Annotated in this window: 19 protein-coding genes; 12 read left to right on the top strand and 7 right to left on the bottom strand. The window is 69.9% G+C overall.

The annotated features are described in order from the left end of the window. The first annotated feature begins 27 nt into the window (after nt 1–27). Entirely contained in the window at nt 28–843 is an 816-nt protein-coding gene (locus FHT32_RS29620) for an IclR family transcriptional regulator (protein ID WP_371132278.1), read from the top strand. 22 nt (nt 844–865) lie between these two features. On the opposite strand, the gene FHT32_RS29615 is transcribed toward FHT32_RS29620, so the two are convergent. After that, on the bottom strand, nt 866–1,294 hold the full coding sequence (locus tag FHT32_RS29615; protein WP_176668121.1) for a helix-turn-helix domain-containing protein: 429 nt from the start codon (nt 1,292–1,294) through the stop codon (nt 866–868). Between the two features lie 96 nt (nt 1,295–1,390). On the opposite strand from FHT32_RS29615, the gene FHT32_RS29610 reads away from it, so the two are divergent. After that, entirely contained in the window at nt 1,391–2,260 is an 870-nt protein-coding gene (locus FHT32_RS29610; protein ID WP_176668120.1) for a class I SAM-dependent methyltransferase, read from the top strand. A gap of 97 nt (nt 2,261–2,357) precedes the next feature. Here FHT32_RS29610 and FHT32_RS29605 read toward each other — a convergent pair whose 3' ends face one another. Continuing rightward, entirely contained in the window at nt 2,358–3,380 is a 1,023-nt protein-coding gene (locus tag FHT32_RS29605; RefSeq protein WP_176668119.1) for an SLAC1 anion channel family protein, read from the bottom strand. Between the two features lie 108 nt (nt 3,381–3,488). On the opposite strand from FHT32_RS29605, the gene FHT32_RS29600 reads away from it, so the two are divergent. Further along, a complete protein-coding gene (locus FHT32_RS29600) occupies nt 3,489–4,442 on the top strand; it encodes a GlxA family transcriptional regulator (protein WP_176668118.1) in 954 nt (317 codons plus the stop codon). 55 nt (nt 4,443–4,497) lie between these two features. On the opposite strand, the gene FHT32_RS29595 is transcribed toward FHT32_RS29600, so the two are convergent. Continuing rightward, nucleotides 4,498–5,460, bottom strand: coding sequence for a LysR substrate-binding domain-containing protein (locus FHT32_RS29595; RefSeq protein WP_176668117.1), 963 nt, complete (start codon nt 5,458–5,460; stop codon nt 4,498–4,500). Nucleotides 5,461–5,642: 182 nt separating this feature from the next. Between FHT32_RS29595 and FHT32_RS29590 the strand changes: the two genes are divergently transcribed. The 3 genes from FHT32_RS29590 to FHT32_RS29580 all read left to right on the top strand — a co-directional run bounded on the left by FHT32_RS29590 (nt 5,643) and on the right by FHT32_RS29580 (nt 8,157). Continuing rightward, nucleotides 5,643–6,980: an MFS transporter gene (locus FHT32_RS29590; protein WP_176668116.1), complete on the top strand. Its 1,338-nt coding sequence runs from the start codon at nt 5,643–5,645 to the stop codon at nt 6,978–6,980. Between the two features lie 38 nt (nt 6,981–7,018). Continuing rightward, the gene (gene uraD, locus FHT32_RS29585; RefSeq protein ID WP_176668115.1) at nt 7,019–7,546 is read left to right on the top strand and encodes a 2-oxo-4-hydroxy-4-carboxy-5-ureidoimidazoline decarboxylase; all 528 of its coding nucleotides are present in this window, start codon (nt 7,019–7,021) and stop codon (nt 7,544–7,546) included. Between the two features lie 134 nt (nt 7,547–7,680). After that, nucleotides 7,681–8,157 carry a nucleoside deaminase gene (locus FHT32_RS29580; RefSeq protein WP_176668114.1) on the top strand — a complete coding sequence of 159 codons (477 nt, stop codon included), beginning with the start codon at nt 7,681–7,683 and terminating at the stop codon, nt 8,155–8,157. A 21-nt stretch (nt 8,158–8,178) separates the two neighbouring features. Here FHT32_RS29580 and FHT32_RS29575 read toward each other — a convergent pair whose 3' ends face one another. From FHT32_RS29575 to FHT32_RS29565, 3 genes are read right to left on the bottom strand one after another with little or no spacing between them, the layout of a single operon-like run. Next, nucleotides 8,179–9,156: a tripartite tricarboxylate transporter substrate-binding protein gene (locus FHT32_RS29575; protein WP_176668113.1), complete on the bottom strand. Its 978-nt coding sequence runs from the start codon at nt 9,154–9,156 to the stop codon at nt 8,179–8,181. Nucleotides 9,157–9,188: 32 nt separating this feature from the next. Next, complete coding sequence (locus tag FHT32_RS29570) at nt 9,189–10,556, bottom strand: hypothetical protein (protein ID WP_176668112.1); 1,368 nt, start codon at nt 10,554–10,556, stop codon at nt 9,189–9,191. Then, complete coding sequence (locus FHT32_RS29565; RefSeq protein WP_176668111.1) at nt 10,553–13,300, bottom strand: tannase/feruloyl esterase family alpha/beta hydrolase; 2,748 nt, start codon at nt 13,298–13,300, stop codon at nt 10,553–10,555. The genes FHT32_RS29570 and FHT32_RS29565 overlap by 4 nt, the downstream gene beginning before the upstream one ends. A gap of 121 nt (nt 13,301–13,421) precedes the next feature. Between FHT32_RS29565 and FHT32_RS29560 the strand changes: the two genes are divergently transcribed. Next, on the top strand, nt 13,422–14,342 hold the full coding sequence (locus FHT32_RS29560) for a LysR family transcriptional regulator (RefSeq protein WP_176668110.1): 921 nt from the start codon (nt 13,422–13,424) through the stop codon (nt 14,340–14,342). Then, on the top strand, nt 14,339–15,334 hold the full coding sequence (locus FHT32_RS29555) for a tripartite tricarboxylate transporter substrate binding protein (protein ID WP_176668109.1): 996 nt from the start codon (nt 14,339–14,341) through the stop codon (nt 15,332–15,334). Before FHT32_RS29560 ends, FHT32_RS29555 begins: the two co-directional genes overlap by 4 nt. A gap of 17 nt (nt 15,335–15,351) precedes the next feature. Here FHT32_RS29555 and FHT32_RS29550 read toward each other — a convergent pair whose 3' ends face one another. After that, a complete protein-coding gene (locus tag FHT32_RS29550; protein ID WP_256099213.1) occupies nt 15,352–15,924 on the bottom strand; it encodes a putative glycolipid-binding domain-containing protein in 573 nt (190 codons plus the stop codon). An 85-nt stretch (nt 15,925–16,009) separates the two neighbouring features. On the opposite strand from FHT32_RS29550, the gene FHT32_RS29545 reads away from it, so the two are divergent. The 4 genes from FHT32_RS29545 (at nt 16,010) to dinB (ending at nt 20,025) form a co-directional block, all read left to right on the top strand. Next, nucleotides 16,010–16,582 (top strand): C4-dicarboxylate ABC transporter substrate-binding protein, encoded by a 573-nt coding sequence (locus FHT32_RS29545; RefSeq protein ID WP_256099212.1) that lies wholly within the window; start codon nt 16,010–16,012, stop codon nt 16,580–16,582. Beyond that, the gene (locus FHT32_RS29540; RefSeq protein ID WP_176668108.1) at nt 16,583–18,061 is read left to right on the top strand and encodes a TRAP transporter large permease subunit; all 1,479 of its coding nucleotides are present in this window, start codon (nt 16,583–16,585) and stop codon (nt 18,059–18,061) included. It begins immediately after the preceding gene. Nucleotides 18,062–18,098: 37 nt separating this feature from the next. Continuing rightward, entirely contained in the window at nt 18,099–18,716 is a 618-nt protein-coding gene (locus FHT32_RS29535; protein ID WP_176668107.1) for a YiiX family permuted papain-like enzyme, read from the top strand. A 115-nt stretch (nt 18,717–18,831) separates the two neighbouring features. Further along, nucleotides 18,832–20,025, top strand: coding sequence for a DNA polymerase IV (gene dinB, locus FHT32_RS29530; protein ID WP_218088475.1), 1,194 nt, complete (start codon nt 18,832–18,834; stop codon nt 20,023–20,025). Nucleotides 20,026–20,032: the final 7 nt, after the last annotated feature.

The raw sequence follows: 20,032 nt of genomic DNA, 5'->3' as shown, positions 1-20,032 counted from the left end.
CACGTCTCTTGCTGGTGAAATTCATTGGTGAACAAAAACAATCAAATTGATAACTCGAGCAGGCCCTCCGACGACCAGGAGCAGCAGGATCGCTACCGCGCCCCCGCGCTCGACAAGGGCCTGGACATCCTCGAACTGCTCGCCGACCAGCCCGAGGGCCTGACGCGCGGCGAGATCGTGAAGGCGCTCGACCGCGGCCCGAGCGAGATCTACCGAATGCTGGAGCGGCTGGTGGCGCGGCAGTACGTGCTGCGCTCGCTCGCCGGCGACCGCTACAGCCTGAGCCTGAAGATGTTCGACCTGGCCCACCGCTACCCACCGAACCACAGGCTGGTGACGCAGGCGCTGCCCGTGATGGACCGCTACGTGAGGGAAGCCGAGCAGTCGTGCCACCTGGGCGTGTACGACCGGGGCAACGTGCAGATCGTGGCGCAGGTCAACAGCCCCGCGGCGAGCAGCATGACGGTGCGGCCCGGCACGCGCGTGAACCTGCTCGACACCGGCTCGGGCCAGGTGCTGCTGGCCTGCGAATCGGAAGAGCGGCGCCGGCAGATGCTGGCCGAGCACGTCGCGCTCGACGGCGAGGTGCAGATTCCGCCCGACGAGCTGGAGCACATGCTGGAGGCCGTGCGCGCCACCGGCTACCGGCAGCGCGAGAGCATGCAGTACTTCGGCGTGATCGACATCTCCTGTCCCATCCTCGGCCCGCGCGGGCATGCGCTGGCGGTGCTCACCACGCCGTACATCCGGCGCATCGACCGGCATGCGATTCCGTCGCTGGACCGCGCGCGCGAGCTGATGCTGCAGGCCGCGCGCGATCTCTCGCTGCTGGCGAACGCCTGACCGATCAGCCCTGCGCCGCCTTCTACGGTTTCGGCGGCTTCTTCTTTTTCTCCGTGCGCCCGCCGATCGCGCCCGATGCGGCGGCGCCGAGGATGCGCCGGAAGGTCGGGCACTCCATGTGGCTGGGCGCGCGGCAGACGGCCGCATGGCGCAGGCCGTCGCGCATCGCGCTCAGGTTGCGGATCGTGCGGTCGAGTTCGTCCGCCTTGGCGCTGAGCATGAGCCGGTCGATGCGCGGCTGCCCGTTGGGGCCGAACATGCGCGCGATCTCGTCGAGCGAGAAACCGGCGGCGCGGCCCAGCGCGATCAGCGCCAGCCGCTCCAGCACGCCGTCGTCGAAAGTACGGCGCAGGCCCAGGCGCCCGGTGGAGGCGATCAGCCCCTTCTCGTCGTAATAGCGCAGCGTGGACGCGGGCAGGCCGGAGCGCCTGGCCACTTCGGCGATATCCATGTGCTTCCTCCTCTTGACTTCAAGCCGGCTTGAATTTGCATAGTGCGGCTTCCGCCTCGCGAAGGCAAGCAAGAGGAAACGATCATGGAGAAAACCATGCAAGCAAACACGCAAGCGGCCGGCGACGAACAAGCCAGGCTCTGGAACGGCCCGGCCGGCCACGCCTGGGTCGATGCCCAGCAGACGCTGGACCGGCTTTTCGAGCCCCTGGAGAAACTGCTCGTCGAGGCCACCTGCGCCACCGGCGCGAGCCGCGTTCTCGACGTCGGCTGCGGTACCGGCGGCACCACGCTGGCCATCGCGCGCAAGCTGGGTGCCGGCGCCGAGTGCACCGGCATCGACATCTCGCAGCCGATGATCGCCGCCGCCCGCAGCCGCGCCAGCCGCGACGGAATTTCCGCCCGCTTCATATGCGCGAACGCGCAGACCCAAGCCTTCGAGCCCGCGAGCTTCGACGGCATCGTCTCGCGCCTTGGCGTGATGTTCTTCGACGACCCCGTGCGCGCCTTCGCCAACCTGCTGCATGCGGCGAAGCCCGGCGCCGGGCTGCGCTTCATCGCGTGGCGAAGCGCGGCCGAGAACCCGTTCATGACCACCGCCGAGCGCGCGGCCGCGCCGCTGCTGCCGCAGTTGCCGCCTCGGCAGCCGGGCGCGCCGGGCCAGTTCGCCTTCGCGGACCGCCAGCGGGTGCAGGCCATCCTAGAGAAAAGCGGCTGGCGCCACATCGACATCCAGCCCGTCGACCTGCCCTGCACGCTGCCCGAGAAAGAACTCGTCGATTACCTGAGCCGCCTCGGCCCTGTCGGCATCGCGCTGCTGCAGGCCGACGACGAGACGCGCGCACGGGTCATCGATACGGTGCGCGCCGCCTTCGAGCCGTACGTGCACGGCGACGAGGTCCGCCTGACCGCCTCCTGCTGGCTGGCCGTCGCACGCGCACCGGAGAAGGGGCGTGCCGATGCCTGAGACCGCGAAGCTGCCCGCCGATGCACTGGTCGGCCGACGGATCGCCTGGATGCCGCGCGGCCGCTTTCTTCACACCGGCTGCGCGGCGGCCTGAAGCTCAGGCGAACAGCTTTCCGTTGAGCGCGATGCGTACCGTCTTCACCGTGAGAACCGCCAGCGCCAGGTTCAACGCGACCAGCAGCACCACCGCAACCACCCACAGCGGGGCGCTCGCACGCGACTCGGCGTACTTCAGCGCGGCATTGGCCAGGGCCGCCATCGGAAAGCCGATCGCCCACCAGCTCGGCGAGAACGTCGCGCCGCGACGGAACACCTTCGGCGCAACCACCGCGAAGATGAAGAGGCCGAAGTAGAAGAGCATCGAGGCGAAGCGGTCGATCTCGCCGACGACGTTGGTGTAGGCCAGGAAGCCCACGGCGAAGGGCGCCACCAGGATCATCAGCGAAGGCTCCATGGCGGGAGCGAGCGGGTCGCGGTGCACGAGCCGGCCGATGATCATCGTGAAGAGCACGAGCGCCAGCACGGCGCCGATCGCGCTCGCGGCCAGGTTGACTTCGCCGGCCCACGCCATCGGCATGTGGGCGCCGGTGACGGGAATGTCGAGCGTCGCCACGCCCGGGATGATCCAGGCCGGCACGGCGAGCGACGCGTCCACCTGCCCCTTCAGCAGCCGAGACAGCGCGACGAAGCTCAGCGCGAAGGTCGCGCTCAGGCCCAGGGCCCAGGCGAAGTGCGCGACGGGTGCGCTGTAGGGCGCGATCACCACCGACAGCAGCAGCACCGAGATCGCGATGGTGCCGAAGAAGTTGCCCGCCACCGGGTGCCTGAACTCGGCCTGCACCGCCTGCGGGTGCCTGGCGAGCTTCATCAGGTAGCCCGCCGAGATCAGCACGAACACGCCCAGCGCGAAGGCTCCGACGGCCTCGCCGACGATGGCCGGCGCGCCCAGGCTGTCATGCGCGAGCCGCCAAGCGAGGGCCAGGCCCGACAGCCCCATCACGGAGGCGAAGAGGTTGACCGGGAGATTGCGCACGGAGGCCTGCGCGCGCGGCGCGGCCGCCGCGACGGGCGAAAGCACCGGGGAAGACGGGTTCAGAGGATTCAGAGCCTGTTCTTGCATGTTGTTCTCCTTGGCTGGATTTGCATTAGTTGGTATTTTCCGCCAGACTCACCGGGCCATCTCCCTCAACTCACGGCGTTTTCCGCCAATCCCCGGGCCTTGTCAGCCATGCGCATCGCCATCCTCGCCTTTCCCCGTTTCCAGCTGCTCGACATCGCCGGGCCCGCCGACGTCTTCGCCGAGGCCTCGCACCAGCTCGGCAATCCGCGCGCCTACCAGGTGCAGGTGATCGGCACCAAGGCAGGCGTGCTCAAGAGCAGCGGCGGCCTGAAGCTCGCCGTCGACGCCACCGTGGAAACGCACCGCGGCGCCATCGACACCCTGCTGGTCGCGGGCAGCCCCCGCATCGAGGACATGGAAAGCGACACGCAGCTGCAAGACTGGCTCCGGCGCCAGGCGGGCGCCGTTCGGCGCTACGGCTCGGTGTGCTCCGGCGCCTTCGTGCTGGCGGCTTCGGGGCTGCTCGACGGCAAGCGCGTCGCGACCCACTGGAACGTCGCCACCGGCCTCGCGGCCGCGTACCCGCGTGCGCGCGTGGAGGCGGACGCCATCTACGTGAAGGACGGCAATCTCTTCACATCGGCCGGAGTCACGGCCGGCATGGACCTCGCGCTCGCGATGGTGGAGGAAGACCACGGCCGCGAACTGGCGCTGCGCGTGGCGCGCCAGCTGGTGATGTTCCTCAAGCGCCCTGGGGGCCAGAGCCAGTTCAGCGCCCACCTCGCAGCCCAGACCTCGGAGCGCTCCGCCATGCGCGAGGTGCAGGACCACGTGCTCGCGAACCTGAAGGACGACCTGTCCGTGCCCGCCCTCGCCGCGCGCGCAGGCATGAGCGAGAGAAGCTTCGCGCGCATCTTCCGCAGCGAGACGGGAACGACGCCCGCCGAGTTCGTGGAGAACGCGAGGATCGACGCCGCCCGCCGCCTGGCCGAGGAGTCGGACGCGCCGGCCAAGCGCCTGGCCGACGCGGTGGGCTACGCGAACGTCGACGGCTTCCGGCGCGCGTTCTCACGGCGCCTGGGGGTCAGCCTGGTGGAGTACCGCAGGCGCTTCGCGAAGTGAGGCAGCGGTAGCACCGCCTCTCGCCCATCGATAGGGTCCTTCGCCCTGCCGCTGCTCAACACGCCGGCGGCCCGCTCGCCGCGCCTGGCGCCGCCTGCGCCAGGTGGCCGCCCACCGTCGAGAGCAGGCCGCGCAGCCAGCGATGGGCGCCCTGGTGCTGCGAGCGCTCGTGCCACAGCTGGTAGAAGCGCATGCGCGGAAAGCCCTCCGGCGCATCCACGCACACCACCGGCAGGCTGCGCGTGAACTGCCCGGCGAAGTGGCGCGCGGTGGTGAACACGAGGTCGCTCTCGGCCACGAGGTAGGGCGCCATCGCGTAATAGGGCACGAAGACGCGCGCGTCGCGCGTCTGCCGCAGCCCCGCCAGATGGCTGTCGACCACCGCGCGGTGCGACTTGGCGAACGGCGTGGGCACCACGTGCGCGGCCGCGAGGTAGCGCGGCAGCGTCATCGCGCCCGGTGCGGCCAGCGGGTTGCGCGGGCTCATCATGCACACCAGCTCGTCCTCGATCAGCAGCGACAGGTGCATGCGCTCGGGCGGCAGCGGCCAGTTGCCGATCACGATGTCGAGCTCTCCCTGCGCCAGAGAGCGCTCGTAGTCGTAGCCGGGCGTCAGCGGGTGGACCAGCAGGCGCGCCTGCGGCGCCTCGGCGCGGAAGCGCGCCACCACCTCGGCCATGAAGCTCGCGGCCAGATAGTCCGGCGTGGCGATGGTGAATGTGATGGTGCTGGAGGCGGGCTCGAAGCGCTCGGGGCCGGCCAGCATGCGGTCGATCTCGCCGAGCACCTCGCGCGCGCTGTCGCGCAGCTGCAGCGCCCGTGCAGTGGGCACCATGCCGCCGCGCTCGCGCACCAGGATGGGGTCTCCGAAGGCATCCCGCAGGCGCCGCAGGGCCGCGCTGACGGCCGGCTGCGTCTGGTTCATGCGGACCGCGGCGCGAGAAACGCTGCGCTCGGCCACCAGCACCGCCAGCACGCGCAGCAGGTGGATGTCGACAAGGTCCTGGCTTCTGGTCATGTGTGCAGGGGTTCGACCGGATGGCGCGCCGCCGCGGGTCGCGACCTATCGCTCTGGTTTATGCCGCACATTCCGCGCGCCGTGCGCGCGGCCGGACCATTGTGCCTACAGTGCCCACGCAGGCGGCGCTCCTTTTGCCGGCCCGGATCGCAGTGCCCCACACCAAGGACCTGGAGAAAAGCATGACATCGACCACAGCGGCCGCATCCGCCCGGCCTTCCGACACCCCGTCCGAGCTGGACGGGGTCTACCGCAAGATCATCTGGCGGCTCATTCCCTTCCTGATGCTGCTGTGGGTGCTGGCCTGGATCGACCGGGTCAACATCGGCTTCATCAAGCTCACCATGCTCGACGAGCTCAAGTGGAGCGAGGCCATGTACGGCCTGGGCGCGGGCATCTTCTTCCTGGGCTACTTCTTCTTCGAGGTGCCCAGCAACCTGCTGCTGCAGCGCATCGGGGCGAAGAAGACCATCATGCGCATCACCATCGGCTGGGGCCTGACCTCCATCGCCACGATGTTCGTGAAGACGCCGGAGATGTTCTATTTCCTGCGCTTCCTGCTGGGCGTGTTCGAGGCCGGCTTCTACCCCGGCATCATCCTGTACCTGACCTACTGGTTCCCCAACGACCGGCGCGCCAAGGCCTTCGGCATGTTCATGTCGGCCTCCGCGTTCGCGGGCGTGATCGGCGGGCCGCTGGCCGGCACCATCATGACCGGCATGCACGGCGTGAACGGCTGGTCGGGATGGCAGTGGGTACTGCTGCTGGAGGGCATTCCCTCGGTCATCGCCGGCTTCGTCACCTACTTCTACCTGACCGACAGGCCCGAGCAGGCCAACTGGCTCACCGCGCGCGAACGCCAGCTGGTGCACGAAGACCTGGAACGCGACGGCCGCTCGCTGGGCCAGCGCGAGCACAGCATGCTGGCCTCGCTCAGGAGCGGGCGCATCTGGCTGCTGATCCTGATCTTCTTCTGCATCATCGCGGCCAATTCCTCGCTGACCTTCTACGGCCCCACGCTGGTCAAGGAAGTGGGCTTCGCCAGCCCGGTCGCGGTGGGCTGGATCATGGCCGTGGCCTACCTGTGCGGCGCCATCGGCATGATCTGGAACGGCTTCCACTCCGACAAGCAGCAAGAGTCGCGCTGGCACTGCGGCCTGGCCGCGGCGCTGGGCGCGGTGTCGCTGCTGGGCGTGGCGCTCTTCCTCGGGCACAGCGCGCTGGCGGTGCTGGTGGGCCTGACGCTGGCCATCGTCGGCACCATGAGCGCCATCCCCGTGTTCTGGCAGATGCCCAACCGTTTCCTGGCCGGCACCGCGGCAGCGGGCGGCGTGGCGCTGATCAACTCCATCGCCAACCTGGCGGGCTTTGGCGCGCCCTGGATGCTGGGCCTGATCAAGACCTCCACCGGCAGCCTCTCGCCCGGCCTGTACGTGGTGGCGGCGGTGGAGATCTGCGCCACCTTGCTGATCCTGGCCTGCGTGCCCTCGCACCGCAAGCAGCCGGCCGCGGCACGCTGAGCGGAAACCATCGCGCCAGCCATCACCGAGAACGACCGATGACCCTCACCACCACCCGCCTGGACCTGGCCGCGCTCAATGCGATGGACCGCGACGCCTTCGTCGCCGCCGTCGGCCCGACCTTCGAGAACTCCCCCTGGGTCGCGCAGGCCGCGTGGTCGCGCCGGCCCTTCGCCGATGTCGACGCGCTGCATGCCACGATGCTCGACGTAGTGCGGCAGGCGCCGCAGGAACGCCGCATCGCCTTCCTCTGCGGCCACCCCGAGTTGGCGGGCCGCGAAGCCCAGTCCGGCACGATGACGGCCGAGTCCGTCGGCGAGCAGCGCAGCGCCGGGCTCGACGCGCTCAGCCGCGACGAACTGGGCGAGATGCAGCGCCTGAACCGCGCCTACCGCGAGCGCCACGGCTTCCCCTTCATCATTGCCGTGCGCCGCAACACCAGGCAGCAGATCTTCGAGGCGATGCGCACGCGCACGGCGGCGAGCACGGAAACCGAGCAGCGTGCCGCGCTCGACCAGATCGGCCTCATCACCCGCGGGCGCATCGACGCCCTGCTGGACGGCTGAAGCCTCCGGCGCGCCTCCCCTTCCCCACTACTGGTTCTTCGACGCCGCGCAGCGCTACCGCGTGCCGATGCTGTGCGCGCCCTGGCTCTTTTCAACCTACCGCGGCAGCCGATTCGCCGCAGGAGTTTCTGCAGATGTCCCATCCCGATCAAGGCGCGGAGAAGTACATGGTCGACGCCATCCGGCTGGCCATGCGCAACGTGCGCGAACGCAGGACCTGGCCCTTCGGCGCCGTGCTGGTGCGCGACGGCAAGGTTCTGGCCCGGGCGGTCAACGAAGTCGACGCGCTGTGCGACCCCACGGCCCATGCCGAGATGCAGGCGGTGCGCACCGCCGCCAAGGCGCAGGGCGGCACCGACCTGTCGGGCAGCGTGGTGTACGCCAGTGGCTACCCGTGCCCCATGTGCCTCACGGCCATGTACCTGGCCGGCGTGAAGGAGGTGTACTACGCCTACTCCAACGAAGACGGCGAGCAGCACGACCTCTCTGCCGAACGCGGCTACCTGGAGATCGCGCGGCCGCTGGAGCAGCGCGAGATGCCCGTGCGATCGCTGCCCGTGCGCGACGAGGGCGAAGACCTGTACGAGGCCTGGTCGCGCTCGATGCGCTGAACGCAGGCCCCTGGATCAGCCTCAGTCCGCGTACACGCCGGCCGCCTTGATCACCGGCGTCCACTTGGCGATCTCGTCGATCACGAACTTCTTGTGGCCCGCCGGCTCGACGCGCCCGTCGGTCGCCACCACGGCGCCGAGCTGCTCCTCGCGATGGATGAAGTCTGGGTCCTTCAGCGCGATCTTCACCGCGTCGTTGAGCTTCTTGAGCACCGGCGCGGGCGTGCCCTTGGGCGCGTACAGGCCGTGCCAGATCGTGACCTGGAAGTTCTTCAGGCCGGCCTCGTCGAGCGTGGGCAGGTCCTTCAGCATCGGCAGCGCGAGGCGCTTCGAGGTGGTGACCGCGAAGGCCTTCACCTTGCCCGCCTGGATATGCGGCGTGGTGTTGGTGGTCTGGTCGCACAGCAGGTCGATCTGGCCGCCGATCAGGTCGGTGATGGCGGGGGCCGTGCCCTTGTACGGCACGGGCGTCATCTCCGTCTTCGTCGCGCTCTGGTACAGCAGCCCGCACAGGTGCGAGGCCGAGCCCACGCCCGCGTTGCCGATGTTGATCTTGCCCTTGTTGGCGGCGATCCAGCCGCTCAGTTCCTTGTAGCTGGCCGCCGGAATGCCCGCCTTGGAGATGAGCGTCATGGGCACGTCGTTGACGATGCCCAGGTACTCGAAGTCGGTCTCGACCTTGAAGGGCACGTTGCGCACCAGGCTCGGCACGGTGGCCATCGCGATGTGGTTGAGCAGCAGCGTGTAGCCGTCGGGCGCGGCGCGCGCCACCTTGGCCGCACCGATGGAGCTGCCGGCGCCGGGCACGTTGTCGATGATCACGCTGGCCCCGCCCAGCGGCTTGCGCAGCGCCTCTGCAAGGTCGCGCGCGACGCGGTCGGTCGGCCCGCCGGCCGCGAAGGGCACGACGATGGTGACGGGCTTGCCGCCCGGGAAGTCCTGCGCGTGAGCAGCGACGGCGGCGGCGGCGATCGCCGCGAGGGCGAACAGTTTCTTCATGATGTCTCCGTGACGTTGGCTTGAGAAATGGTTCAGGGTGCGCGCGCCGGCACGCGGCTTTCCAGCGCGGGCGGCTGCCATGCGGGCTGGATGTGGCAGCCGTTCTTGCCGTCGGTGTCGTAGCGCGGCATCAGCGCCTTGCAGCGCTGCGCGAGGCCCTCGGGCGTGGGCTTCTCGCCCTTGTCGATCCAGTCGAGCAGCGCGGCGAAGAGCGCGGGGTATTCCGAATCGCTCAAATAGCTGTGCTCTCGCTCGCTGCTGAAACTCTGAACCAGCAGGTCGCCGGTGCCGGCCGCGTCGCGGATGCGGCGGTAGGAGTTCTCGAGTTCGACGAAGGCAGTCGGGTCGTCGATGGCATGCAGGCCCACGGTGGGCAACGCGGTGCGGCCGGTGGGCTGGCTGTCGGCCGCGAGCGCGCCCTTGGCCTGCGGGTCGGCCGCATAGCGCAGCACACCGGCATTGAGCGCCGCGTCGTCGGCCGAGCCGCTGTAGACCACGCCGATGTTGCCGAAGGGGTTGCGGCCCTCCAGACGCTTCTGCACCAGGTCCTGGAACAGCCATGTCGCCCACGCGAGATGGCCCAGCAGCGAGCGCTCCTGGATCTTCACGACCGAAAGAATGGTCTTCAGCCGCGCCGCCTGCTCGGGCGTGCGCTGCGCTGCGGGCAGGCCGACGCCGGTGCACTCCTTCACGCGGGCGGCGAGGTCGGCGCGCGTGAGCTTCGAATCGAGCGGCAGGCCCATCCACAGCGGGTACTGCGGTTCGTCGGGGCGCGGATGGTTGCGGCAGACATGCTGGTAGACCACGCGCAGGTCGAGCCGGAAGTCGTAGGCGCTGTTGCCGCCACCGAGCACGCCGCTGGTGAGCAGCAGGCCGTCGTAAGAAGACTTCGCGCCGCCGGCCGGCGCATAGAGCTCCGCCGCCTTCGCCGCCACGCCCGCGCCGTAGCTCTGGCCGTGCAACAGCGTGCGGTGCGGCTGGCCGAAATGGCGCACGAAGATCCGGCGCAGGCGCTCGGTGTCTTCCGCCGCCATGGTCACGCCGTAGCCGCCGCGCCGGTAGGTGGAGGCGGCCCATGCATAGCCGGCCTTCACGGTGACGGCCCAGCGCTTGAGGTCTTCCTCGCTGCGCTCCAGCTTGGGCGGTCCGGTCTCGGGACCGCCGTGGGCGTGCATCACGAGAACGCGGCCGGCGTCCTTCACCCAATCCTTCGGGATCGCGATCCAGTAGAAGGAGCCGGCGCCGTCTTCACCGGTGAAGCAGCGTGCCGATTCGGGCACGGGCGAGGGACAGGCTGCGGGCTTCGGGCCGGAGGGCGCGGCCTGTGCATGCATGCCGGATGCCGCAGCGAGAAGCGCGAAGGCCGTTGATGCGGCAAGGCGGGACAGAGTTTTTTTCAATGACGCACTCCAAGTTCCAGTGCGGCGTTGACTCCGTCGGCCGTGACGAAGGCAAGAACGCCGCCGTTGAATATGAAATTGCCAGGGCGGCCGACATCGGCCTGTGCCACACCGAGCACGGGCACGTCGTAGCTCAGGTTCGCTGCCGCCCCGCCGAGATTGAAGCTGGAGCCCGCCACCATGGCTTCGCGGTTGCGCCCATCCACACCGGACACGGCGTAGGTGCCGTCGGCGACGCCCGGCGCCAGGGGCGTCTGCGGAGCGAACATGCGCAGGCCCGCGTTGGCTTTGGACTCGCGCACGAGGTGCAGAGGCACAGGCTTGCCATTGACCAGACCGATCACCATCGAGCCGGTGATCACACCTCCGGTGCTCGTCGCAGAGCCGTTCGGGTCGGTGGTATGCACGTCGAAGGCATTGCGAGTCGCGTTGTAGGTGAGGTAGCCCTTTTCGGGACTCGCGCAGCTTGCAACATAGAGCATGAAGCCCTGGACGGGATCACGGCAGTACTGGAAGGTGCCCGCATTGCGCAGCTTCACCGCGAACCTCTGGGCGGATGTGACCGTCGCCGGTCCCGTGGTGTCCTGCTGCACACCCGCGACATTGCCTTCGAAAGCGACCGGATTGAAAGTCGCGGGACTCGCGGCGTTCTCGAACGTGTTCTGAAACGCGAGCAGTGGCGCGAAGCCGCTTCCCACCGGTGCGCTGACGCCTCCCGCCAGCACGCCGCCCGCCGCGAAGGTGAAGACCGCGCCGCTCTCGCTGCTGGCGTAGCTGCACAGCCCTTGCGAAACCAGATTGCCCGAGCGCTGAAGATCCTTTCGGCCGTCCTGCGCGCTCGCGTCGATGGTCACCGTGTAGGCCATGGTGGCCGGATCGATCTGCACCCGCAGTTCCTCGCCGAAGCTGTCGCCGCCCTTGTAGGTGGTCACGGCCGCGGGCAGGTTCGGGCAGGCCAGCGGGTCGCCGACCTCCGTCACGCAGCTGTAGTTGACGGCTGCGTCGAGGCTGCCGCTGCCGCGGTACTTGGGCCAGGCCGGGAACAGGCACAGCGGACGCGTGCGGCCGTAGGTGCCGGCCACCGCGTCGACCGCAACGCCGGTGGCGGGCGCGAGGCCGTTCTCCACCCAGCCTTCGAGCGCGGCCAGCGAGTCCCAGTTGGGAATGAAGCTGCCGGTGCCGTGGCCCATGCCGGGCACGGTGTAGAAGCGCACGCTCCGGTCGACCGAGGCCTGCCCCAGCGTCGCGACGAGTTGCCTGTAGTAGTTGATGGTCGAGTTCGGGCTGATCACCTCGTCGGCCAGGCCGTGCAGCATGATGAGCCGGCCGCCGTGCGCGAAGAAGGGCGCGAGGTTCGGGTTGGTGGCGTCCGTGAGGTTCGATACCTCGGTCACGCGCGCCGCGTAGCTGCCAGGGTTCAGCGGATCGAAGCCCAGCGTGTCGAAGTCGGCGATGCGCGTGACGAAGAACTTCACCCACTGGTCGCCGGTGACGTACATGTTGGCGTCGGCCGACGTGGCGGGGTTGCCGGGCACCTTGCGCGTGCCGAGGTCGCGCGTGGTGAAGGGGCCGGCCACCAGCGCGCCTTCGAGCAGGTTGTAGCCGCCCGCGCGCTTCACGCCGTTGGCCAGCGAGTAGGTCGTGAAATCCAGCGGCGACTCGATGGCGCGCACGGTGTCGATCTGCGCGTCCGACAGGCAGGTCTTTGCCGTCTTCGTGCCGCCGGGGCAGGTCAGCGAGGCCAGGATCTGCGCGTTGAGCTGGCGGCAGCTCTCGACGTTGCTCACGATGTTGTCGGCTGCGCCGTCGAGCTTGTCGCAGGCCTGCATCGCTGCCTTCTGCACCATCAGCGTCTCGCTCAGGTCCATCCAGCCGGCGCCGCCGTTGTTGTAAAGCGCGCGGCCCACGGCCACGTTCGACAGGCGCGTGCCGGTGTAGTTGAGCGCGGGCTCGTTGGCGATCACGCCGTCGTAGTCGAGCGGCCAGCGCTGGATGTAGCTCAGCGCATCGCGCCCGCCGGTGGAGGTGCCCAGGAAGTAGGCGTGCTTCGGCGCCACGCCGTAGCGCGCGAGCACCAGGGCCTGCGCCACGTCGCGCGTCTTCTTGAGCGAGTTGCCGCCGTAGTTGGCGAGCTGCTCGTCGTTGGCCGCGAACTTGCCGTCGGTGATGCTGCCCGACTGGTGGCCCGAATCGTCGCCGTAGGTGGCGTAGCCCAGCGCGAGCGGCGCGGGCTTGCCGGCGGGGCCGAAGCGGATGACCTCGGTGCCGTCGATCAGCACGCCGTCGAAGCCGCCGCCGCCGAAATGGATGGTCTTCCGGTTCCACTTCTCGGGCAGGTTGACCGCGAAGTTGATGGACTGCGAATTCGCATCGACCGGCTGGATGGTGCCGCGCACGCGGCAGTAGTCGCCGAGCGTGTTGCCCGCGTCGCTCGCGGCGACGGGCGTGGCGCTGGTGACGGTGGCGCCCTGCGTGGGCAGGCTGATCAGCGAGGCTGGCAGGCTCCGGCCTGCGAGGTCGGCGCAGGATGCGACCGGCTGCACCGGCGGAGGCGGCGTGTTGTCGGGCGGGTCGCCTGCCGGTGGGTTGTCGCCCACGCCGGCGGGCAGCGTGCTGGTCGGGGGCAGGAAGGCGAAGCCGCCGCCTCCTCCCCCGCCTCCGCCGCCGCATGCGGCCAGGACCAATGAGATGCCGATCGCGCTGGCGACGGCGAGGAACTTCGATGCAGGGCGCTCTTTGCGCATGGACTTGTCTCCGGCATGCGGCCTCGTTGGACCGCTTGTTCTTGAATGGGCGGCCGGAAGATAGATTCGGTGTGACCTAGGGTCAAATAAAATAACAAGGCACTTTTCATATCAAAAACATATGGACATACGAGCACTGCGCTACTTCGCCGCCGTCGCCGAGACCGGCCACATGACGCGCGCGGCCGAGCGGCTGGGCATCCAGCAGCCGCCGCTGAGCCTGCAGATCAAGGCGCTCGAACGCGAGTTGGGCGTGCTGCTGTTCCGCCGCCATCCGCGCGGCGTGGCGCTCACCGACGCGGGCCGGCTGTTCCAGGCCGAGGCGCTGCGCATGCTGCAGGACATGGATGCGATGAAGCAGCGCATGACCCGCGTTGCCAAGGGCCAGGCCGGCAGGCTCGCGGTGGGCTTCACCAGCTCGGCGGCGGCGCACCGCTTCATGCCCGACGCACTGCGCGAATTCCGCCGTGCCTACCCCGAGGTCGAGCTGCAGCTGCGCGAAGACAACGCGGCCGAACTCACCGAGGCACTGGCCGCCGGACGCCTTCACTGCGGCCTGCTGCGCGTGCCGGTCGCGCGGCCCGAGGGGCTGCTGTTCGAGACGCTGCTGCGCGAGCCGGTGCTGGTCGCCATGCCCAGCGACCACCGCCTTGCCCGCGGCCGCGACAAGGACTCGCGGGCGCTGCCGCTCGCCAGGCTTTGCGAGGAAGGCATCATCCTCGTGCGGCGCCCGGGCGCGCCGGGCCTCTATGCCGACCTGCTCGCGCTGTGCCACGCCAAGGGGCTGCGCCCGCGCGTGGTGGCCGAAGTCGATCGAATGATGACCAACCTCAATCTCGTGGCCGCGGGCGTCGGCCTCTCGGTGGTGCCGGCGTCGATGCACGGCGTGCACGCGCACGCCATCGCCTATGCGCGGCTGGCCGACGGCGGCCAGCTCGACGCGCCGCTCACGCTGGTCTCACGTGCGGAGGAAGACAACCTGCCCGCGCTGAATTTCGCGGCGCTGCTGCGCCGGCTGGCGCAGGAGAACGCCGGCTCATGACACGGCCGGGCCGCCGCCAACTGCTGCAGCGCGCCGGCACCCTGCTGGCGGCGGCCTGCGCATTGCCGGGCGTGCTGCGCGCGGCGCCCGCCCAGCGGCCGAACAAGCCGGTCCGCCTGATCGTGGTCTACCCGCCCGGCGGCGTGAGCGACGGCATGGCGCGCGTGCTGGCCGAGCCGCTCGCACGTTCGCTCGGCGTGCCGGTGATCATCGAGAACCGCCCCGGCGCCGGCGGCAGCTTGGGCATGGACTCGCTCGCCCGTTCGGCCCCCGACGGCAGCACGCTGGCCTTCTCCGCCATCAGCCCGCTCACGCTGCACCCGCTGCTCGCGCGCGTTCCCTACGACCCGATGCGTGCCTTCATGCCCGTGGCCAGCGTGATGCGCACGCCGGTGCTGGTGGTGGGCACGCCCGCCTTCACCGGCCGCGGCTTCAGCGAGCTGATCGCGCAGGCGCGCAGGCAGCCCGGCGAAGTGCGCTGGGCCACTTCGGGCGTCGCCACCATCGGCCACCTGGTGCTCGCGCAGGTGCGCGTGCAAAGCGGCACCGAGATCACGCACATCCCTTACCAGGGCGGCGGCCCGCAGCTCAACGATGCGCTCAGCGGCCAGTTCGAAGTGCTCTCCACCAACGTCGCCGCGCAGCAGCTGCAGTACATCGAAGGCGGCCGCTTCCAGGCGCTGGCCGTGGGCGCGCCCGCACGCATCGAGGCGCTGCCCGGAGTGCCCACGCTCGCGGAACTGGGCTTCGAGAAGGCCAACCGCGATTCGCTCTTCGGCATCTTCGCGCCGGCACGCACGCCGGTCGCGGTGGTGCAGATGCTCAACGCGGAGATCAACCGCGTGCTCGAAAGCGACGCAGTGCGCTCGCGGCTGCGCGCGGCCTACAACCTGCCGGCGGGTGGCGGCAGCGACGCCTTCGCGTACGAGATTGCACAGGACCGGCGGCGCAACCGGGAGTTGGTCGCGGGCGACCGGTCGCAGTTCGACTGAATGCGGTGCCTGGCCGACTACTTCTCGGCCACCCAGAGCCGGGGGTAGTCGCTGACGAAGCTGTCGGCCGTCACGCTCAGCGTGGCCGCGTAGTCGAAGCGCTTCGCCTCGTAGGCGTATTCGCTCTCGCTGCGCCGCTCGTAGCGCTGCATCAGTTCGCTGAGCACGCCGCCGCCGTCGATGTCGAGCCACGCCGCGGGGGCATCGGCACCCTCGCCTTTCGCGAGGCCCAGGCGGCGCAGCTGCAGCAGGTTGGTGGCGGGCGTGAAGCCCAGGTCGAGGTCGATGCAGTGCGAGAGGTCGGACACGGGCTCGTCGTTGAGCTTCCAGTGGCCGCGCGCATCGCGGGCAATCGACAGGTCGACCGCCGAGTCGCCGAGCCATCCGCGCACCGTGCCCCACTGGGTGTGCCATAGCAGGTCGCAGCGCACGCGGTAGTGCAGCTGGCCGATGCGGCCGTCTTCCAGGCGGAACACGGCAGCTCCGTCGAGTTGCCAGGCCGAGGCATTGCGTTCGAGGCGGCAGGCATCGTGACCCGGTACGTCGAGCCTGCGCCAGAGGATGGAGGCGACCGTTTGCATGGCGCGCATGATGGCACCGGCATGCTGCGGCGCGCAAGCAATGACCCGCCGCCCCGCAGGTGCCAGTCAGGTTCGGGGGAGACGATTTCCGCGCATGACGCCATCGGCAGACACCCCTCCCCCCGTAGACCCCGGGCAGCCATCCGGCTCGACCGCGCCGCGCTGGCTCGACTGGATCGACCGCGTGGCGATGACCTTCGCCGTCGCCATCGCGCTGCTGCTCTTCGCCCAATGGCCGCTGCGCGACCTCGCCGGCTCCGGCAACGGCCCGACGCAGGCCAACGACCTGGCGCAGTGGCTGTTCGCGCTGTACGTCGCGGTGGCGCTGCGGCATGCCGGGCGACGCGGCGCGCACCTCGTGGCCCGGCCCGACCTGGCGGCCGCCACCGCCGGGCGCCACGCGCGCCTGCGCCGCATCGGCGCGGCGCTGTGCGTGCTGCCGTGGTCGCTGTTCCTGGTCTTCACCGCCGCGGCGCCGGTGATGCGCTCGGTGGAGGCGCTCGAACTCTTCCCCGACACATTCAACCCCGGCTACTTCATGATCAAGGTGGCACTGCTGCTGCTCGCCGCGCTGCTGGCGGTGCAGAGCGCGCTCGACCTCCGGCAGGAGCTGCGCCCGGCGGACCCGCCCGAAGACACCGGGCAACCCGGACAACCCGGCCCGTAGATGCCCTGGCTCGGACTCGCCCTGCTCGCGCTGGCCCTGGCGCTGATGATGACCACCGGCTGGCCGACCTATGCCGTGCTGCTGGGCACATGCACCGTCGGCGCCCTGGCCGGCCTCGCGCTGGGCGCCTTCGACCTGGCGCTGCTGCAGAACCTGCCGTGGCGCATCGTCGGCCTGCTGGAGCACGACCTGCTGCAGGCGCTTGCGCTCTATGCACTGGTGGGCGCCCTGCTCAACCGGCTGGCGCTGGCCGGCCACCTTTACAACGGCCTGCGCAAGCTGCTGGCCTTCGTCGCGCCGCGCGCAGCGCCGGAACTGGCGGGCATGGTGCTGGGGCTGCTGCTGGCGCCGATGAACGGCTCGGTGGGCGCCAGCCTGCTGACGCTGGCGCGCACCGCCGGCCAGGGCTGGGCGCGCGAGGGACTGCCAGCAGCGCGGCGCACCGCGCTCGTGGCCGTGACCAGCACGCTGGGGGTGATCGTGCCGCCCTCGCTGGTGCTGCTGCTGCTCGGCGACGCGATGCTGCGCGCCCACACCGAGGGCCTGAACATGGCGCGCGAACTGGCGCTGCCTTCGGCGAGTGCCGCCAGCCGCGTCGTCAATACGCAGGACATCCTGCAGGCCGCGCTGGTGCCTGCCGTCGCGCTGCTGGTCGGCTGGCTCGCCGTGGCATGGTTCGGCGCGCGCAACAAGCCCCGAAACGCTGCCCCGCGCGAGCCGCTGAGCCGCGGCGAGGGCTGGACCTTGCTGCTGGTGCCGCTGCTGATCGGAGGGCTGCTGGTGCTGGTCACGCTCAGCAAGGTGCGCGCGGTGGAAGGCGCGGCTGCCGCCTGCGTGCTGCTGCTGGCGTGGGGACTGGTGTCGCGCCAGCTCACGCGCGCGGTGCTGTGGCAGGTGCTCGACGACGCGATGGCGCTCACCGGCGCGCTCTATGCGCTGCTGGTGGCGGCCACCACCTTTTCGCTGCTGCTGCGCGGCTTCGGCACCGACGGGCTGATCGCGCGGCTGATGCTGTCGCTGCAGCAGCATCCGATGCTCGGGCTCGCGGTGGTGCTGGCGGTGCTGCTCGCCTTCGCCTTCGTTCTCGACGCCTTCGAGCTGATCTTCCTGATCGTGCCCATCGTCATGCCGCCGGTGCTCGCGCAGCTGGACGACGCGGCCTGGATCGCCACGCTCACGCTGCTGGTGCTGCAGGCCGGCTTCCTGCTGCCGCCCTTCGGCTACGCGCTGGTGCTGGCGCGCGGGCAGGTGAAGCCGCGCCCGCCGGCGGCCGCAATCGCGCGGGTGCTGGCGCCGTATCTCGCGGTGCTCGCCGCGGTCACCGCGCTGGTGATGGTGCTGCCCCAGACCACGCGCTGGCTGCGCACCTCGCCAACCGCGCTCGCGCCCGCCGAGCCGATGAACGACGAGGCGGTGGAGCGCCTGATGCGCGAGATGGCGCCGCCGGATACGGGCGAGAGTGCCCCGCCGCAAGAGTAGAAGCAGCCGCGCATGGCGTGCAGCACAATGCGCGTCCATGACATTCCGGCTCCCTGCAGTCATCGCACTCGCCCTGTCTCTGCTCCTGGCCGGCGCTGCCCGCGCGTCGACGCAGCTGAAGGACGGCGACATCATCTTCCACACCTCGCGCTCGGCCCAGAGCCTCGCGGTGCAGCGCGCGACCGGCTCGCGCTACAGCCACATGGGCATCGTGCTGACGAAAGACGGCAAGCCCTACGTGTTCGAGGCGGTCTCCACCGTGCGCTACACGCCGCTCGCGCAGTGGACGGCGCGCGGCAACGGCGGACACTACGTGGTCAAGCGGCTGCGCAACGCCGGCACGCTGCTGACCCCGGCCGCGGTGGCAAAACTGCGCGCACGCACCTCCGACTTCGAGGGCCGCCCCTACGACTTGACCTTCGAGTGGTCCGACCAGCGCATCTACTGCTCCGAGCTCGTGTGGAAGCTCTATCAGCGCGCGCTCGGCGTGCGCATCGGCGAGCTGCAGAAGATCCGCGAATTCAACCTGACCGACCCGGCCGTGCGCGCCAAGATGCGCGAGCGCTACGGCGACAAGGTGCCGATGGACGAACCGGTGATCTCCCCCGTGGCGATGTTCGACTCGCCCCTGCTGGTGACGGTGGAGACGCGCTGACCCGGGCCGGCGAATCGCCCCGCATGCGCAAGCGGCGCCCAGCCGCGAGACAATTGTTTCCGTGAGCTCCCAGACCCCATCGGCCCCGAAGATCCGCCGCATCGCGCACCTCGACATGGACGCCTTCTACGCGTCCGTCGAGCTGCTGCGCTATCCGCAGCTCAAGGGCAAGGCGGTGGTCATCGGCGGCGGACGGCGGCGCGCGGACGAGGCCATCCGCAACCTGCCCGAGGGCGGCACGCTGGCCGACATTCCTGTCGACTCCTTTCCGCTGCTGAAGGACTACACCGGCCGCGGCGTGATCACCACCGCCACCTACCCCGCGCGCCAGTTCGGCGTGGGCTCGGCGATGGGGCTCATGAAGGCGGCCAAGCTGTGCCCGCAGGCGATCATCCTGCCGGTGGACTTCGACGAGTACCGGCGCTATTCGCGCGCCTTCAAGAAGATCATCCTGGAGGTCGCGCCGCTCATGGAAGACCGGGGCGTGGACGAGGTCTACATCGACTTCACCGACGTGCCCGGCGGCCAGCGCGAAGGCGGGCGCTCGCTGGCGCGGCTGCTGCAGAAGGCCATCTTCGACGCCACGGGGCTCACATGCTCCATCGGCGTGGCGCCCAACAAGCTCATCGCCAAGATGGCGAGCGAGTTCAACAAGCCCAACGGCATTTCGATCGTCTACGAGGACGACCTGGAGAAGCTCATCTGGCCCCTGCCCTGCCGCAAGGTGAACGGCATCGGCCCCAAGGCCGACGAGAAGCTCAAGCGCTTCGGCATCGAGACCGTGGGCCAGCTCGCGGCGCGCGACCGCGACTGGCTCATCGCCAACTTCGGCAAGGCCACCGGCGCGTGGATGCACGAGGTGTCATGGGGCCGCGACGACCGCCCCGTGGTGACCGAGAGCGAGCCCGTGTCGATGAGCCGCGAGACCACCTTCGACCGCGACCTGCACGCGGTGCGCGACCGCGCCGAGCTGGGCGCGATCTTCACCCGGCTTTGCGAGCAGGTGGCCGCCGACCTGCAGCGCAAGGGCTACGTGGGCAAGACCATCGGCATCAAGCTGCGCTACGACGACTTCAAGATCGCCACGCGCGACCAGACCATCGACCGCTTCACCGACGACGCGAAGACCATCCGCCACACCGGCGGCCTGTGCCTGAAGCGCGTGCCGCTGGAGCGCCCGCTGCGCCTGCTGGGCGTGCGCGTGGGCACGCTGGCGAAGGCCGGCAGCCCCGAGGCGCTGGCGCCCGCCGGCGCCGGCACGCACCGCGCGGCGGCCGAACCGGTGGCGACCACCGCTTCGCTCTTCTGAGGGCGCG

The sequence above is a fragment of the Variovorax sp. SG517 genome (assembly GCF_013376045.1).
Lineage (GTDB): Bacteria > Pseudomonadota > Gammaproteobacteria > Burkholderiales > Burkholderiaceae_C > Variovorax.
The sequence above is the reverse complement of the archived record's forward strand: the minus strand, read 5'-3'. Positions and strand labels throughout refer to the sequence as shown.

Bases quoted from the DNA above. Each gene is read 5' to 3' on its own strand.
- FHT32_RS29615 (WP_176668121.1), bottom strand. From the start codon at position 1,294: ATGGATATCGCCGAAGTGGCCAGGCGCTCCGGCCTGCCCGCGTCCACG.
- FHT32_RS29610 (WP_176668120.1), top strand. From the start codon at position 1,391: ATGCAAGCAAACACGCAAGCGGCCGGCGACGAACAAGCCAGGCTCTGG.
- FHT32_RS29605 (WP_176668119.1), bottom strand. From the start codon at position 3,380: ATGCAAGAACAGGCTCTGAATCCTCTGAACCCGTCTTCCCCGGTGCTT.
- FHT32_RS29600 (WP_176668118.1), top strand. From the start codon at position 3,489: ATGCGCATCGCCATCCTCGCCTTTCCCCGTTTCCAGCTGCTCGACATC.
- FHT32_RS29595 (WP_176668117.1), bottom strand. From the start codon at position 5,460: ATGACCAGAAGCCAGGACCTTGTCGACATCCACCTGCTGCGCGTGCTG.
- FHT32_RS29590 (WP_176668116.1), top strand. From the start codon at position 5,643: ATGACATCGACCACAGCGGCCGCATCCGCCCGGCCTTCCGACACCCCG.
- uraD (WP_176668115.1), top strand. From the start codon at position 7,019: ATGACCCTCACCACCACCCGCCTGGACCTGGCCGCGCTCAATGCGATG.
- FHT32_RS29580 (WP_176668114.1), top strand. From the start codon at position 7,681: ATGTCCCATCCCGATCAAGGCGCGGAGAAGTACATGGTCGACGCCATC.
- FHT32_RS29575 (WP_176668113.1), bottom strand. From the start codon at position 9,156: ATGAAGAAACTGTTCGCCCTCGCGGCGATCGCCGCCGCCGCCGTCGCT.
- FHT32_RS29565 (WP_176668111.1), bottom strand. From the start codon at position 13,300: ATGCGCAAAGAGCGCCCTGCATCGAAGTTCCTCGCCGTCGCCAGCGCG.
- FHT32_RS29560 (WP_176668110.1), top strand. From the start codon at position 13,422: ATGGACATACGAGCACTGCGCTACTTCGCCGCCGTCGCCGAGACCGGC.
- FHT32_RS29555 (WP_176668109.1), top strand. From the start codon at position 14,339: ATGACACGGCCGGGCCGCCGCCAACTGCTGCAGCGCGCCGGCACCCTG.
- FHT32_RS29550 (WP_256099213.1), bottom strand. From the start codon at position 15,924: ATGCGCGCCATGCAAACGGTCGCCTCCATCCTCTGGCGCAGGCTCGAC.
- FHT32_RS29545 (WP_256099212.1), top strand. From the start codon at position 16,010: ATGACGCCATCGGCAGACACCCCTCCCCCCGTAGACCCCGGGCAGCCA.
- FHT32_RS29540 (WP_176668108.1), top strand. From the start codon at position 16,583: ATGCCCTGGCTCGGACTCGCCCTGCTCGCGCTGGCCCTGGCGCTGATG.
- FHT32_RS29535 (WP_176668107.1), top strand. From the start codon at position 18,099: ATGACATTCCGGCTCCCTGCAGTCATCGCACTCGCCCTGTCTCTGCTC.
- dinB (WP_218088475.1), top strand. From the start codon at position 18,832: ATGGACGCCTTCTACGCGTCCGTCGAGCTGCTGCGCTATCCGCAGCTC.